This is a genomic window from Nocardia asteroides (assembly GCA_019930625.1).
In the GTDB taxonomy this organism is placed as follows: Bacteria; Actinomycetota; Actinomycetes; order Mycobacteriales; family Mycobacteriaceae; genus Nocardia; species Nocardia sputi.
This window is the reverse complement of sequence record CP082844.1, coordinates 3592705-3607272: the sequence shown is the minus strand read 5'-3', so window position 1 is coordinate 3607272 and position 14568 is coordinate 3592705. Positions and strand designations below refer to the sequence as shown.

The following is a 14568-nucleotide window of genomic DNA, read 5'->3' as shown; positions in this document are numbered from 1 at the left end:
ATGCCCTCACCGTTGGGTCCGCTGCGCGCGGCCCTGCTCGTCCCCAGTCCGGCCAGTGTCCGCATGGTGCTCAGCGGATTCGAGCAGCCCGACCAGCACACCGCGCTGGAACTCGAGCAGGTGACCTTGCACCTGGTCGGCGGCATCGACTCCGCGGTCCGCAGCTCGGACAACGAGGAGCTGATCGCCGCGCTGCTGCAGGTGCCGCCGAAGTACCGCGGCTTCGCCTACGAGGGCGCCGCGGTCGGGCTCACCGCCATCGACTCGCTCTCGCCCGGCCGTCGCGCCGCCGACTTGATCGACGGGCCGGCCTGCGACTACGCCCTGACCATGTACGTGGGAGTGGGCCTGGCCATGGCGAAGATCCCGAAGTTCCGGTGGAAGAAGCTGTTCCCGCGGCACCCGCTGTTCCGCTGGCTCGCCATCGACGGCTACGGCTTCTACAAAGCGTTCTTCCAGATGCAGCGCTACGTGCGGGACAAGCACGTCGAGACCCGCTACCCCGGCTGGCTCGGCGACCGGGACAACCTGAAGCGCATCGCCGATCAGGGCATGGGCCGCGCGCTGTGGTTCATCGGCGGCGGCAACCCGGCCGGTGTCGTGCGGCTGATCGACGAGTTCGACCCGAAGCGCCACACCGATCTGTGGAGCGGCGTCGGCATCGCGGTCACCTTCGCGGGCGGCGTGGAACCGGCCGCGATGGAGGAGCTCTGGGATATGGCCGGTGAATTCCGGCCGCAGCTGTCGCTGGGTTCGGCCATGGTCGCGCGCATCCGGCAGCAGACCAACAGCGTCAACGAGCACAGCGAGGCGGCGGCGCGGGTCTTCTGCGGCACCACCGTGGCGAAAACCGATGCGCTGATCGAGAGTTCGCTCGACGGCCTGCCCGACGACGGCACCTCCGGCACCTACCTGCTGTGGCGGGACCGGATCGCCGACATCGTCACCGCCAGTCGAGCCTGAGGACCGCGCGATGGCACGGGTCGAGGACTGGGCAGGCAAGCACGTCATCGTCACCGGCGGATCGGAAGGGATCGGCGCCGCGGTGGCGGAGGCCTTCGCGCGGCGTGGCGCGCGGGTGTCGATCATCGCGCGCCGGAAGCTCCCGCTGCGCGACGCCGCGAAACGATTGGGCGCGGACCGGGCCGCCGCAGACGTGACGCATCCGGACCAACTGGCCTCGGCCATCACGGAATTGGAGCAGCGCAACGGGCCGTGCGAGGTCATCGCCTGCTGCGCCGGTCTCGCGCTGCCCGGCCGATTCCTCGAAGTGGACGCCGCCGAGTTCGAGGTGCAGATGTCGGCCAACTATCTCGGCGCGGTGCACGCGGTGCGCCGGGTGCTGCCTGGCATGGTGGAGCGGGGCGGCGGAAAGATCCTGCTGGTCAGCTCGACTTCGGCGTTTCTCGGGATCACCGGCTACACCGCCTACGGGCCCACCAAGGCGGCCATCCGGCAGCTGGCGCTGTGCCTGCGCTATGAAGTCGAGCCGAAGGGCGTGGACGTCACGGTGATCTATCCCGCCGACACCGACACGCCAGGGCTGGCCATGGAGAACCAGCGCAAGCCGGTGGAGACCAAGGCGATCACCGGGTCGATCGAACCGATGACGGCCCAGCGGGTCGCCGAGGCCGCCGTGCAGGGCTTGGAACGCGGCCGTCACCACATCGCACTCGACCCGCTGACGCGGTTCTTCCTGGCCTGGGCGAACCTGCCCGAGGATCTGGCACGGCCGTTCATGCGGCGCACCATCGCGAAGGCGCTACGCTCCGGCTGAGCGTCCTCAGCTCGAAGGCCCGCTCATCCACCATCTTCTCGGTGGGTGAGCGGGCCTTCAGCCGTACTCGGCCGTACTCAGCCGACCATGACGACCACGCAGGCCCCGATGAAGAGGACCTGAACCAGTGCCCGCAGGGGCAGGGGCATGGTCTTGATGCCCAGTCCGGCGCGGGCGGCGCGGACATTCGCCGGGAACAGCGCCACCAGCAGCGCGATCAGGCAGGCCGCGGCCACGTCAGCGGTCGCGGGGATCAGCACGCCGGCCGCACCCGCCAGTTCCAGGATGCCGGTCAGCGTCACCAATGCGGGCGCGTTCGGCAGTCGCGGCGGCACCATGGCGATCAGGGCATCGCGGCGCGGCTGGAGGAAGTGCGCGCTCGAGGTGAGCACGAGCATCGAGGCCAGCCCGAGTGCGGTCGCGTGCGCCCACGAATCGAGCCAGTCGTTGCCGCTCAGCCAGCCGACGAGCCGGGCGATTGCGGTGACGGCGGCGAGGACAACCAGCGGTGCCATCGGGATCTCCTGTGCGTTCGAACAAACTTGACAGTGGAAAGATTAGAACTGCGGTCACCAACTTGTCAATGTCTAGATGATCGGCCACCATCGAGGGATGGCGAAGGACAGCTATCACCACGGCGATCTCCGCGCGACGCTACTGACGGCGGCCGCCGAGCGAATCGCCGCCGAAGGCGTCGACGCTCTCTCCCTGCGCAACCTGGCGCGGCACGCGGGCGTCTCGCACGCCGCACCGGCCCACCACTTCGGTGATCGGGCAGGTCTGCTCACCGCGTTGGCCACCGAGGGTTTCGACCTGCTGGCCACACAGCTCATGCGGGCGGCCGACGATTTCCGCGAGGTCGCGGTGGCGTATATCCGCTTCGCACGCGAGCATCCCGGCCACTTCGACGTGATGTTCCGCCACAACCTGTTGCACGCGCAGGACCCGCAATTGCGCGCGGCGCGCGAGCGTTCCGCGCTGGCGCTGCGCTCCGGCGTCTCCGCGATCCAAGCGGAGCACGACCGTACCCATCAGCAAGCGACGCAACTGGCCGCATGGTCACTGGTGCACGGCTTCGCTTCGCTGTGGCGCGAAGGGGCACTGCATAATTCGTCACTGGCCGACGATCCCGATCCGGAGGCCCTCGCCCGCAGGATGCTGTCCACCATCCGGTTCGACTGACCGGAAACGGCTCGCGGCGAGCCGCCACCGTGTTATCCAGAGACCCGGAAGGAGCGGCGGCCCCTCCCCAGCCGCCATCTACTCATGGACATCCATGCCTACCCGACCGAGGCGACCACACCGGTGGACCTCAGCGAGGCGCACCTGATCGCCGACCGCCATCTCACCAACGGCGACTACACCGATCGCGGAATCACCTATCACCTAACGGAATTCGACGCCTGCTTCGTCGCCGTCGCCACCTTCCCCCGCCCACCGCACGCCGACCCGAGCAGCCCGCCGGTGTTCGTCGGCGGTTCCGTCTGCGTCATCGACAAGCCCACCGGCGCGGTCTCCTACTGGCCGACCTATCCGGCCGACGTGGTCGCAGGCCAGTACACGACCGCGCTGGAAGATGGGCGCCTGATCATCGAGGACAGCTGGCCCGAGGACTTCGACGACACCGAACCGCCTTCCGCGTGAGCCGACAGCCGGACCGGATGCGGCCACCCGACGGCCACCCGCACGCCACCGCCTGTCCAACCCATTTCCGGGTCGGTCGTTCAACGCCTCAGCCAGACCCGCCGCATCGCCGCGCAGACCACGCATGGGCGGCCATGTGCGCGTGCGGAGCGGTTCAGTACGCGGGTTGGGCGGGTAGGTCTGGGTCGGGGTCCGGAGTGGGTTCGCCCGCGTCGGGGACCTCGGTGCCGCGCAGTGAGGTTCCGGCGGTTTCGCGCAGGTAATTCCAAGCCACCAGACCGACCAGGGACGCGCCGACCGTGTAGACGGCGGGGAACAGCGCCCAGCCGGTGGCATCGATGACTGCCTCGTTGACCAGCGGGGCAGTGCCGCCGAAGGCCGCGGTGGAGACGTTGTAGGCCAGCGCGAAGCCCGCGTAGCGGACATGGGTCGGGAAGATGGCGGGGAAGGTGGAGCTGATGGTGGCCAGCTGCGGCACGTACAGCAGGCCGAGCACGATGAAGCCGAAGATCGCCCACGCGGTTCCCTGGCCCATCAGCCAGTACATCGGCACCGCGAACACGGCCAGACCCAGCAGCGAGAACAACCACAACGGGCGGCGGCCGACGCTGTCGGACAGCCTGCCGAAGAACGGCAGCACCAGCATCATCACCAGCTGCCCGACCAGCATCATCGCGGTGGTGGCCGACTCGCCCATGCCGATGGTGTTCTGCAAGTAGGTGGGCTGGTAGGTCAGCAGCGTGTAGTTGACCACGTTGAGCGCGACCACCAGTCCGGCCAATGTGAGAGTCTCGCGCCGATAGGTGGTCAACACCTCGCGCAGGCCACCGGGCGGACGCTTGTGGTCGGCGACCTCGGTGAACACCGGGCTCTCCTCCAGCTTGGCGCGCAGGTACCAGCCGGTGAGCCCGAGCGGGATGGCGATCAGGAACGGTATGCGCCAGCCCCACTCGTGCATGGCGTCCGAACCGAGGGCGAGCTGGCAGGCCAGTACGGTGGCCGAGCCGCCCACGAAACCGGCGAGCGTGCCGAATTCCAGGAAACTGCCGAGGAAACCGCGTTTGCGGTCCGTCGCGCACTCGGCCAGATACGTGGCCGCGCCGCCGTATTCACCACCGGTCGAGAAGCCCTGCACCACGCGCAGCGCGATGAGCAGAACCGGGGCAAGCACGCCGGCGGACGCGTGGGTGGGCAGCAGGCCGATGGCGCCGGTGGCGGCGGCCATCAGCAGAATCGTGGTGGCCAGCACGGCTTTGCGACCGATCCGATCACCGAGGGGCCCCCACACCATGCCGCCGAGCGGCCGGAGCACGAACGAGATGGCGAAGCCGAGCATGGTGCCGAGCGTGCCCAGTTCCCCGGGGAAGAAGGCGTGGGTGAGATACGTCGCGGTCGCGGCGTAGACACCATAGTCGAACCATTCGGTGGCGTTGCCCATGGCGGAGGCCGCCACGGAACGCCGCAGCGGGAAACTCTCCGATGTCCGGTCGGTCACGTGCACGTCCTCTCCAGCCCGTCCACGGACCTCGGTTCGTTTCACCTCGGTCCGACAGACCGTAGGTGTGGCACGAAACAGACCGATACCCAGGATTAGCGGGCGGTAAACCAGCACGAGCCGCGAAACGCCCGGACATCGCGCCTCCGACCAGCGCATTCGAGATGGTATGTGACTCCGGTCACATGAAGTCGGATGTGGTGCGTGTCGGGCTGTGGCTCACGAGCGGCAGCGCCGAAAAGAAAGCCCCGGTCCTACAGCGGCGTCACGTACGCGCCCGCGATGCCACCGTCCACGAGGAACTGGGAGGCGGTGATGAACGAGGAATCGTCGCTGGCGAGGAAGGCGACGGCGGCGGCGATCTCCTCCGGCTCGGCGAACCGGCCGAGCGGAACGTGCACCAGTCGCCGCGCGGCGCGCTCCGGGTCCTTGGCGAACAGTTCCCGCAGCAGCGGCGTGTTCACCGGCCCGGGGCACAAGGCGTTGACCCGGATGCCGTTGCGGGCGAACTGCACTCCCAGTTCGCGGCTCATCGCCAGCACGCCGCCCTTGGAAGCGGTATAGGAGATCTGCGAGGTCGCCGCGCCCATCACCGCGACGAACGAGGCGGTGTTGATCACCGAGCCCTTGCCGCGCTCGAGCATGTGCCCGATGGCGTATTTGCTGCACAGGTACACGGAGGTCAGATTGACCTCCTGCACCCGCCGCCAGGCCTCCAGGCCGGTGGTCAGGATCGAATCATCGTCCGGCGGGGAGATGCCCGCGTTGTTGAACGCGACATCCAGCCCGCCGTAGGTGTCGACGGCCGATTGGAACAGAGCTTGCACCTGGGCCTCGTCGGTGACGTCCACCTGCACGTACCGCCCGCCGACCTCCTCGGCGGCCGCCTTGCCGGTCTGCGCGTCGATGTCGGCGACCACCACCTTCGCCCCTTCCGCCGCGAAACGACGGACCGTGGCCAGACCGATACCGCTCCCGCCGCCGGTGACGACGGCGACTCGATCCTGTAAGCGCTGCAACGTATCTCCTGTCGGATGTGTCACTGAGTGGCGAGGAAGACGTTCTTGGTCTCGGTGAACGCCAACGCGGCGTCCGGCCCGAGTTCCCGTCCCAGCCCGGACTGCTTGAAACCGCCGAACGGGGTCCAATACCGGACCGAAGAATGCGAATTCACCGACAGATTGCCCGCCTCCACACCGCGGGCCACGCGCAGCGCACGGCCGACATCCCGGGTCCAGATCGAGCCGGACAGACCGTAATTCGTGTCGTTGGCGATCCGCAGCGCGTCGGCTTCGTCCTCGAACGGAAGCACCGCCACCACCGGGCCGAACACTTCCTCGGTGAGCACCCGGTCGGTGGGTGCGCCGGGCAGCACAACCGTCGGCGGATACCAGAACCCAGGACCGTCGGGCATGCTTCCGGTGAACGCGAGCTTCGTCGAGGGCTGCACGAACTCCGCGACGCGCTCCCGGTGCGCGGCCGAGATGAGCGGGCCCATCTCGGTGGATTCATCGGACGGGTCACCGACCCGAACCCCCCGCACCGCGGGTTCCAGCAGTTCTAGGAATCGATCGAACACGCTGCGCTGCACCAGGGTCCGCGATCGGGCACAGCAGTCCTGCCCGGCGTTGTCGAAGACGCCGTAGGGCGCGGTCGCCGCCGCCTGTTCCAGGTCCGCGTCGGCGAACACGATGTTCGCGCTCTTGCCGCCCAATTCCAGCGTCACCCGCTTCACCTGCCGCGCGCAGCCCGCCATGATCTGCGTGCCGACCTCGGTGGAACCGGTGAACACCACCTTGCGGACGGCGGGATGGGTGACGAAGCGCTGCCCCACCACCGAGCCCTTGCCGGGCAGCACCTGGAATACGCCCTCGGGCAGACCCGCCTCGAGCGCGAGTTCACCCAGCCGCAGGGCGGTCAGCGGCGTGATCTCGGCGGGCTTGAGCACCACCGTGTTGCCCGCGGCGAGCGCGGGCGCGAAGCCCCAGGCCGCGATCGGCATCGGGAAATTCCACGGCACGATGACTCCGACCACGCCGAGCGGTTCGTGGAAGGTGATGTCGACCCCGCCCGCGACCGGAATCTGGCTGCCCAGCAGCCGTTCCGGCATCCCGGCGGCGTAGTGCAGGACGTCGCGGACGTTGCCCGCCTCCCACCGCGCGTTGCCGATGGTGTGCCCGGCGTTGACCACCTCGAGCCGCGCCAGGTGCTCCAGATCCGACTCGACCGCCTCGGCGAACCGGCGCAGCAACCTCGCCCGATCACCCGGCGCCACCTCCCGCCACGCGCCCGAGGCAAGCTGGGCTCGAGCGATGGCCGCGTCGGTCTCGGCTTCCCCGACGAGTTCGACGGTGGTGACCACCTGTTCGGTCGCGGGATTGATCACCTGCGCTGTCGTCACGACTGCCGCTCCCTGCCATAGGTGTCCGCCGCCTCGACCAGTGCCCGGGTCAGCCTGCGGTCGGTGGCGTCGGCCTCCGGATGCCACTGCACACCGACCAGGAACGAACCGTCGGTGGCCTCCGCGGCCTCTATCGTGCCGTCGGCGGCGTACGCGGTCGCGGCCAGGCCTTCGCCGAGCCGATCGATGGCCTGATGATGGTGGCAGTGGACCTTCACTTCCGGACCGGCCGACCGCGCGACCCGGCTACCCGCGATCGTCAGCACCCGCGTGGCGGTGAATCCGCCCTCGACACCGGAGTGCTCCTCGTGTCCGACGACGTCGGGCAGATGCGGAATCAACGTGCCGCCGAGCGCCACGTTCGCCAGCTGCAGACCGCGGCAGACCGCGAGAATGGGCATGCCCGCGGCCCTGGCCAGCTCGAACAGGCCGAATTCGGATTCGTCCCGGTCCGGTCTGGTGTAGCCGGGTATCCCGGTCGAAGGACCGCCGTAACGCGCGGGATCGACGTCCGCGCCGCCGGTCAGCACCAACCCGTCGAGCCTGCGCACCAGCTCGGGGCGCGGGACGCCCGCGGGCGGCAGCAACACCGGGATGCCACCCGCGGCCACCACCATGTCGACATAGGCGTGCGGCAGGACAGCGCTCGGCAGATCCCACGCGTTGAAGCGGGTCCGCTCCACATAGGTGGGCAGGCCGATCACGGGACGGGCTCCCGCGACCTCAGAGTCGTTCGAAACCACGGATACGCTCCCAGTCGGTGACCGCGGCGTCGTAGGCGTCCAGCTCGACGCGCGCGGCGTTGCGGTAGTGCTCCACTACATCATCACCGAAGGCCGTACGGGCCACCGTGCTGCCCGCGAACAGCTCGGCCGCTTCGCGCAGCGTACGCGGCACTCGGGGCCGCTTCGAGTGGTAGGCGTTGCCGTGGAACTCCGGCTCCAGCGGCAGCCTCCGCTCGACGCCGTGCAGTCCCGCCGCGATCAGGGCGGCCACGGCCAGATACGGGTTCACGTCGCCGCCGGGCACCCGGTTCTCGAAGCGCAGCGAATGGTCCTCGCCGACGACGCGGATGGCGCAGGTCCGGTTGTCCCGGCCCCACGCGATCGCGGTGGGCGCGAAGCTGCCCGCGACGAATCGCTTGTAGGAGTTGATGTTCGGCGCCAGCAGGTAGGTGAACTCGCGCAGGCAGTCCAGCTGGCCCGCAATGAAGTGGCGCATGAGCGGCGACATGCCGTCCGGCCCGTCACCCGCGAAGACGGGCTCGCCCGAGTCACTGCGCAGACTCAGGTGGATATGGCATGAGTTACCCTCGCGCTCATTGTATTTCGCCATGAAGGTGAGACTGCGCCCCGCTTGCGCCGCGATCTCCTTCGCGCCGGTCTTGTAGATGCTGTGGTTGTCGCAGGTGACCAGGGCTTCGTCGTAGCGGAACGCGATCTCGTGCTGGCCGGGGTTGCACTCGCCTTTGGCCGACTCGACATACATTCCGGCGCCATCCATCTCCTTGCGGATGCGGCGCAACAACGGTTCGACCCGGCCGGTGCCGAGCATCGAGTAGTCGACGTTGTATTGGTTGGCCGGCGTCAGGCCGCGATACCCGGCGTTCCACGCCGCTTCGTAGCTGTCGTCGAACACCAGGAACTCGAGTTCGGTCCCGACGAAAGCCCGCAGACCACGCTCGCTCAGCCGGTCAAGCTGCTTGCGCAGCACCTGGCGCGGCGAAGCCGCTACGGCTCGCCCCTGCGGCACCACCTGCTCGACGTCGCACAGCACGAGCGCCGTGCCCGGCCACCACGGCGCCGTCCGCAGCGTGTGCAGATCCGGCCGCAGTACGACGTCCCCGTATCCGGTCTCCCAGGACGACAAGGCGTATCCGTCGACGGTGGCCATGTCCACGTCCACCGCGAGCAGGTAGCCACATGCTTCGGTGGCGTGCTCGACCACTTCGTCCAGGAAATATCGCGCCGCGCAACGCTTCCCCTGCAACCGCCCTTGCATGTCGGTCATGGCGACCAGCACCGTGTCGATCTCACCCGTGTCGACCCGGTCCCGCAACTGCGCCACACTCAGCATCCCGCTACGCATCCACGACCCCTCTCGGCACCAACCGTGCTCACGCTAGAGCAAAACCGGCACGTTTGTGAGGCGACGCGTGAATCTCGGCCTCGCCGCACGGTGGGGTGGAATCAGCCCAGCTCAGCGACGCCTTCGTGGTGCGTGCCGGGTCAGGCCGAGGGATTGCGCACGGCGGCGGAACGGACGGACGGACGGCGTGGGCGCGGACGGGACATCACCGGCCGGCGCTGTGCGCTAATCGGTCGTCCCAGCCACATACGGACGAGCAGGGCCGCGAAACGCAGGTGGCCGCTCAGCGCCGGACCGGCGAAAGCGAGCGACCAGTGCGTCCGCGTACCGGCCGCGGGCAGCTCGCGGTCGGTGAATCGACCGGCGAGCCAGTCGACCATGACCGGCAGCGCCAGGAATTGCAGCAGCAGATGGGTGCTGAGCCGATCGCGCAGGTAGCGCACGTGGGCGCCCGCGGCGACGTAGCGCGCGACGTGGCCGTCCACGTCCGCGACCGCGATCACCTCGTCGTGCATGCCTTGGAGCACGAGCACGGGCATGGCGGGCGCCGCGCGGCCGGGATGGATGTCGTCGAGAATCCGCCGCAATCCGTCCTGCGCGATCATGGCGGCGAGTCCCGCTCTGCTGTGCTTGTCGATGTCGCGCCGGGCGAAGCGGTACAGCAGCGGGAACGTCGCGGTGGTCTCGGTCTCGGCCAGCCACCCCAGATACCGCGCGTCCAAGTGAGCGCGCAGCATGCGGTCCAGTTCCGGGTACCCGCGACGCAGTCCGGCGGTGAAGACGGCCGCGAATCCGGCGAACAGTGTGCCGTTGAGCCGGACGAAAGCTGCGGCCGGATCGCCCACCGGCGACCCGGCGACCGCGCCGACGACGTTCAGTTCCGGGGCGTACTCGGCGGCCACCTCCGCGGCCCACGCGGTGGCCAGTCCCCCGCCCGAATATCCCCACAACGCGACGGGTGTGCTGGAATCCAGCCCCAGCGGGCCGAAGGCGAGGCCGGCGCGGACCGCGTCCAGCGCGCGGTATCCCGGCTCCCTTGCCACACCGAACCGGCCCGCGGTTCCACCGTGATCCGGCACCGACACCGCCCAGCCCCGCGCCAGGGCACTGGTGATCAGCGGTAGCTCGAGTTGCGGGATCGCCCCCGCCGCCCGCGCACCACGCCGCAGCGAGTAGGAGGGAAGGCATTTCGAGGCCACCGCGTCGATCGCGCACTGGAACGAGACCAGCGGACGCGGCTGTGCCGGATCCGCTCCCCATGGCAGCAGCACGGTGGTCACCGCCACCTCCGGCTCACCGTGCAGATCACCGGTGCGATAGAGCAATTGCCAGGCCGAAATGCGCTGGGGCACAAGCCCGAAGAATCCTATCTCCACCCGGCGCGAGCGGACGATCGCGCCGGGACGCAGACGCCCGAGCGCGGGCGGAGGGACGTAGAACGGATCCTCTTCGGGCAGCATCGGCCGCCGCGAGAACGCCGCCGGATCGTGCGGCGCCGGGCCGCCGTCCCACTCGGGTTCCACACTCATCCCGTTGTTCCTTTCCGACGGCACGGCCGTGAGCACGGGCACCCCCGCGCCGGTGACGCGGCCGGATGCCCGTGTTCCAGCCAACCAAGGTCGCGACCGGAAAAGAATTGTCCCCGGAGCCAATCAGCCGGTCGTGATTTCTCGTGACGATGCAGTGACAGCGCCGCTCAAAGGCTGCCGTTACCGCCGATCAACCACGGATTGAAGGTGCATTCCAGCGCCGGATGCGCGACCGGATCGAGCGCGCGCAAAACGATCGATGCCGTCCGCGGGGAATACATCATCGTCAGGTGGTCCGACAGATCCTGGTCGCACCCTTCTTGCAGCGTGATGTTGTCCACCGTCGCGTCGGGACCCGCTTGCAGGAATGTCCAGTGGTAGGGGTTGGTGACCTCGTCGTGCCGGGAACCGACCGCCGTGTAGGCGACGCCGGGAACCGTGTCGCCCTGTGCGTTCAACCTGGCGTAGAACGGCGAGCCCACTGCCTGCTGGATATTGGCGAATCCCACCAGCGGCTCGTAGAACCCGAGAATGTCGACGCCCAAGTTGTTGATGATCCGGCCCAGTGTCGCGATGCCCATCAGCGAGGTGCCGTGATGGGTGGCGCCCAGGCTAACCAGCTTGCCCACTTTGCCCTGGCCGCCTTCGAATTTCAGGTAGTGGTTGGCGATCGTGCCGCCTTGGGAATGCCCGACGATGTCGACGGCCTGCGCACCGGTCGCGGCCAGTACCCGATCGATGAAGTCGCGCAACTGCGACGCCGAGTCCTCCATCCGGCCGACACCGTAGCGCCCGGGCAGGACCGGTCCGAGCCCGCCGCCTTGCAGCAGGCCGGAGCGTCCGTAGTTGAAGGCGAACACGCAGTGCCCGGCGCGCGCCAGGCGCGGCGACAGGTAGGAGAAGGTGTCGTAGGCGTTCAACCAGGTGCCGTGCAACAGCACCACCGGCCGCGGGTGTTCGGCGGTCGGCGCGCAGTTCCAGCGGTTGGCGCCTGCGGGAGCCGAGTCGGGATGGGTCAGTCCGTAGGCGAACGCGGCCAGGTACGCCGACATCTCCGGGCCTTCGCCGGAGGCGTCGGAAGCGACGCTGGTGGCCCAGCCCGAGCTGCCGGTGTCCACGATCGCGCGGGGCAGGCTGCCGTCCGGGGCGGGTGTCAGTCCCGCGCTGATGTAGTCCGCGAGCGCCTGCTGTGTCGGTTCGATCTCCTCCTGCGCGTGCGCCGCCCCGCCGCCCAGTGCGGCGGCCATTGTCACGCCGGCGATCACCGCGGCACCGAGAATCGCCCGCCGAGCGTTGTGCATCATTGCCAACATCCAGTTCACTTCCATTCGCGCCGAAAAAGCGCGGCCCGGCGGGTAATCGAGCACCGCCACAGAATGTCTCCCACGCCACTTTCGGATGTCGATGTGACCGAGACCATAGTTGCGAGCCGCCTCCCGAATGTATGGCGCGACCCGCAGGGATGTCACTGCACGCCGAAGAGAACATTTCATCCGGAAATTGGTGTGCGAACCAAAATTCGCGCGACAGCGCGCACGACCTTGCCGCGCGTTCGGTGGTCGGAAACAATCGGCCCATGCCCGTCGCGTTGTCCCCGGTGGCCGGGGACGCCCCGCTCGTCAGCCGGTTGCTCACTCGCTGGCCGCAGATCGCCGAGCGCATGCTCGCCGCGGGCCTCGGCACCACCCCGCCGGCCGCCGACCTGCCGGAGGGGCATTTCACGGCCGAGGTGCTTCCGGCGATCTACGCCTGCGGCCGGGCGGCGCTCCAAGCGATCGGCGAACAGCGCAGCTTCACTCAGGCCGAGGTCGCGACCTTCGTCGCTCCGGTGGCCGAGCGGCACGCCGAGGACCGGTTTCCGCTCCCCGTGCTGATCGAGGCCATGCACGGTTCCGCGCAGTCGGTGCTCCAGGAGGCGGCCGCGCTGGCCTCCCCCGAGGAGCTCGACGATCTCGTCCTGGTCGGCAGCCGCCTGCTCGATCTGCTCATGCGGATCAACATCACGGTCGTGGAGACCTACGCCGAGGTCGAGCAGTCCATCTACAACGCGGAACGGGAGGCGCGCCGCGCGCTGTGCTCGGCGCTGCTGCACGGATTGCCCGCCGCGGAGCTGGCGGCGCGGGCCGACACCGCCTTGGCCGAGCACTACACGGTGCTGGCGATCCACATCCGGCACGACGACCAGCCGAGTCCCGTCGCGACGCTGGTCGGGCGGCGCCGCATCCGCATCCTGCACCGCACGTTGGACGCCCTGGCGGGCACCACGACGCTGGCCACCTTCGACGGCTGGACCGGAATCGCGTTGCTGCCCAGCGCTTCCGAAGCCGAGCTGGACGAGACCCGCCATACCCGGCTGGCCGCGGAACTGACCGAGCGCTTCGGCGTCGCGGTATTCCTCGCCGAATATCCGTCCGTGCCCAGGGACGCCATCCCGCAGACCGCGAAAGAAGCGACCGACCTCGCCGAACTCGCGCGCCTGCTCGGCAGGCCCCCGGGCGTCTACCAGCTCGACGACCTGTTGCTGGAGTACCAGCTCACCAGACCGGGTACCGCGCGCACGCGGCTGGCCGAACGCATCGCCCCGATCCTGGACAGCCCGCACCTGCTCGACGCGCTCGACGCCCACCTGCGGCACGGTTCCGACCGCAAGGCCGCGGCCGCCGAGATCCACGTGCACCCCAACACCTTCAGCTACCGCCTGCGCCGCATCGCCGAACTCACCGGCGTCGATCCCACCGATCCGCACGACTCGCGGCTGCTCGCGGCCGCGCTGACGATCCAGCGCCTCTACCCGAGCCGGGCAACCGGCCCCGACCAGACCTAGGGCGAAATTCCCTCGCACCGTCCCCGGCGCGTGGCTACCGTCCGACGCATGGGAGACGAGCAGGATCCGCTGGGCGATGGCCGCTATCTGCTGACCGGTCGATCGCTGAGCGAGTACCGGGCCATGTTCGCACTCACGGACGACGACCTGCGCGGCGACATCCTCGACTGCCCAGGTGGCGCTGCCGGCTTCGCGGCGGAGGCGGCCGCACTCGGCGCGCGGGTGGTCGCGGTCGATCCGGTCTATCGCATGCCCGCCGCGGAACTGACCGCCCTGGCGTCCGCGGAACTGGACCGCAACGCGTCCTACACCACAGCCGCCGCCGACCGCTTCGTATGGGACTTCTACGGCGACCCCGAGGGCCATCGGCGGCTGCGGCAGGCCGCGGCCCGTCGCTTCACCGAGGACCTGCACGCCAACCCGGGGCGCTACCACTTCGGCGTGCTGCCCGCCCTCGACTTCCCCGATCGCGCCTTCGATCTGGTGCTGAGTTCGCATCTGCTGTTCACCTACGCCGACCGGCTGGATTTCGGCTTCCACCTGGCCGCCCTGCGGGAGCTGGCGCGCACGAGCCGTGGCGAGGTCCGGGTGTTCCCGCTCGTCGGCCATGCGGGCAGGCGGCTGGACGACCTGCTCGACCGCCTCCGTAACGCATTGCGCGCCGACCGCATCCGGTCGGACATCGTCGACGTCGATTTCGAATTCCAGCCCGGTGCGCGTTCGATGCTGCGGTTGACCGCGGCCTGAGACGGACCGATCGCACGCGGCGGCCGACGTCACATCACGTTCTCCACCCGGCTTGATTTCCGC

The 14568-nt window shown here is 69.0% G+C and carries 14 protein-coding genes; 6 read left to right on the top strand and 8 right to left on the bottom strand.

What is annotated here, in order from left to right; translation table 11 throughout:
- The gene (locus K8O92_16540; protein ID UAK35286.1) at nucleotides 1-963 is read left to right on the top strand and encodes a DUF1702 family protein; all 963 of its coding nucleotides are present in this window, start codon (nucleotides 1-3) and stop codon (nucleotides 961-963) included.
- A 10-nt stretch (nucleotides 964-973) separates the two neighbouring features.
- Nucleotides 974-1777, top strand: coding sequence for an SDR family oxidoreductase (locus tag K8O92_16535; protein UAK35285.1), 804 nt, complete (start codon nucleotides 974-976; stop codon nucleotides 1775-1777).
- 77 nt (nucleotides 1778-1854) lie between these two features.
- Here the strand turns inward: K8O92_16535 and K8O92_16530 are convergent, their stop codons facing one another.
- Complete coding sequence (locus K8O92_16530; GenBank protein UAK35284.1) at nucleotides 1855-2292, bottom strand: hypothetical protein; 438 nt, start codon at nucleotides 2290-2292, stop codon at nucleotides 1855-1857.
- 97 nt (nucleotides 2293-2389) lie between these two features.
- On the opposite strand from K8O92_16530, the gene K8O92_16525 reads away from it, so the two are divergent.
- Both K8O92_16525 and K8O92_16520 read left to right on the top strand, forming a co-directional pair.
- Nucleotides 2390-2959, top strand: coding sequence for a TetR/AcrR family transcriptional regulator (locus K8O92_16525; protein ID UAK35283.1), 570 nt, complete (start codon nucleotides 2390-2392; stop codon nucleotides 2957-2959).
- A gap of 84 nt (nucleotides 2960-3043) precedes the next feature.
- Nucleotides 3044-3421, top strand: a complete 378-nt coding sequence (locus K8O92_16520; GenBank protein ID UAK35282.1) for a hypothetical protein — start codon at nucleotides 3044-3046, stop codon at nucleotides 3419-3421.
- A 154-nt stretch (nucleotides 3422-3575) separates the two neighbouring features.
- On the opposite strand, the gene K8O92_16515 is transcribed toward K8O92_16520, so the two are convergent.
- The 7 genes from K8O92_16515 to K8O92_16485 all read right to left on the bottom strand — a co-directional run bounded on the left by K8O92_16515 (nucleotide 3576) and on the right by K8O92_16485 (nucleotide 12238).
- Nucleotides 3576-4859, bottom strand: a complete 1284-nt coding sequence (locus tag K8O92_16515; GenBank protein UAK35740.1) for an MFS transporter — start codon at nucleotides 4857-4859, stop codon at nucleotides 3576-3578.
- Nucleotides 4860-5170: 311 nt separating this feature from the next.
- Nucleotides 5171-5935: a 3-oxoacyl-ACP reductase gene (locus tag K8O92_16510; protein UAK35281.1), complete on the bottom strand. Its 765-nt coding sequence runs from the start codon at nucleotides 5933-5935 to the stop codon at nucleotides 5171-5173.
- Nucleotides 5936-5955: 20 nt separating this feature from the next.
- Nucleotides 5956-7317, bottom strand: a complete 1362-nt coding sequence (locus tag K8O92_16505; protein UAK35280.1) for an aldehyde dehydrogenase family protein — start codon at nucleotides 7315-7317, stop codon at nucleotides 5956-5958.
- Nucleotides 7314-8060, bottom strand: coding sequence for a gamma-glutamyl-gamma-aminobutyrate hydrolase family protein (locus K8O92_16500; protein UAK35279.1), 747 nt, complete (start codon nucleotides 8058-8060; stop codon nucleotides 7314-7316). The genes K8O92_16505 and K8O92_16500 overlap by 4 nt, the downstream gene beginning before the upstream one ends.
- Nucleotides 8041-9405, bottom strand: coding sequence for a glutamine synthetase family protein (locus tag K8O92_16495; GenBank protein UAK35278.1), 1365 nt, complete (start codon nucleotides 9403-9405; stop codon nucleotides 8041-8043). Before K8O92_16495 ends, K8O92_16500 begins: the two co-directional genes overlap by 20 nt.
- A gap of 140 nt (nucleotides 9406-9545) precedes the next feature.
- Entirely contained in the window at nucleotides 9546-10934 is a 1389-nt protein-coding gene (locus tag K8O92_16490; GenBank protein UAK35277.1) for a lipase family protein, read from the bottom strand.
- A gap of 167 nt (nucleotides 10935-11101) precedes the next feature.
- Entirely contained in the window at nucleotides 11102-12238 is a 1137-nt protein-coding gene (locus K8O92_16485; GenBank protein ID UAK35276.1) for an alpha/beta fold hydrolase, read from the bottom strand.
- A 272-nt stretch (nucleotides 12239-12510) separates the two neighbouring features.
- Between K8O92_16485 and K8O92_16480 the strand changes: the two genes are divergently transcribed.
- Together K8O92_16480 and K8O92_16475 are read left to right on the top strand one after the other, a co-directional pair.
- Nucleotides 12511-13758, top strand: coding sequence for a helix-turn-helix domain-containing protein (locus K8O92_16480; protein UAK35275.1), 1248 nt, complete (start codon nucleotides 12511-12513; stop codon nucleotides 13756-13758).
- Nucleotides 13759-13806: 48 nt separating this feature from the next.
- The gene (locus tag K8O92_16475) at nucleotides 13807-14505 is read left to right on the top strand and encodes a hypothetical protein (protein UAK35274.1); all 699 of its coding nucleotides are present in this window, start codon (nucleotides 13807-13809) and stop codon (nucleotides 14503-14505) included.
- The last annotated feature ends 63 nt before the right edge of the window (nucleotides 14506-14568 follow it).

What these genes read in the sequence shown, in the direction of transcription:
- K8O92_16495 (UAK35278.1), bottom strand. Translation starts at nt 9,405, where the DNA reads ATGCGTAGCGGGATGCTGAGTGTGGCGCAGTTGCGGGACCGGGTCGAC.
- K8O92_16520 (UAK35282.1), top strand. Translation starts at nt 3,044, where the DNA reads ATGGACATCCATGCCTACCCGACCGAGGCGACCACACCGGTGGACCTC.
- K8O92_16490 (UAK35277.1), bottom strand. Translation starts at nt 10,934, where the DNA reads ATGAGTGTGGAACCCGAGTGGGACGGCGGCCCGGCGCCGCACGATCCG.
- K8O92_16540 (UAK35286.1), top strand. Translation starts at nt 1, where the DNA reads ATGCCCTCACCGTTGGGTCCGCTGCGCGCGGCCCTGCTCGTCCCCAGT.
- K8O92_16530 (UAK35284.1), bottom strand. Translation starts at nt 2,292, where the DNA reads ATGGCACCGCTGGTTGTCCTCGCCGCCGTCACCGCAATCGCCCGGCTC.
- K8O92_16485 (UAK35276.1), bottom strand. Translation starts at nt 12,238, where the DNA reads ATGATGCACAACGCTCGGCGGGCGATTCTCGGTGCCGCGGTGATCGCC.
- K8O92_16480 (UAK35275.1), top strand. Translation starts at nt 12,511, where the DNA reads ATGCCCGTCGCGTTGTCCCCGGTGGCCGGGGACGCCCCGCTCGTCAGC.
- K8O92_16525 (UAK35283.1), top strand. Translation starts at nt 2,390, where the DNA reads ATGGCGAAGGACAGCTATCACCACGGCGATCTCCGCGCGACGCTACTG.
- K8O92_16535 (UAK35285.1), top strand. Translation starts at nt 974, where the DNA reads ATGGCACGGGTCGAGGACTGGGCAGGCAAGCACGTCATCGTCACCGGC.
- K8O92_16475 (UAK35274.1), top strand. Translation starts at nt 13,807, where the DNA reads ATGGGAGACGAGCAGGATCCGCTGGGCGATGGCCGCTATCTGCTGACC.
- K8O92_16515 (UAK35740.1), bottom strand. Translation starts at nt 4,859, where the DNA reads ATGGGCAACGCCACCGAATGGTTCGACTATGGTGTCTACGCCGCGACC.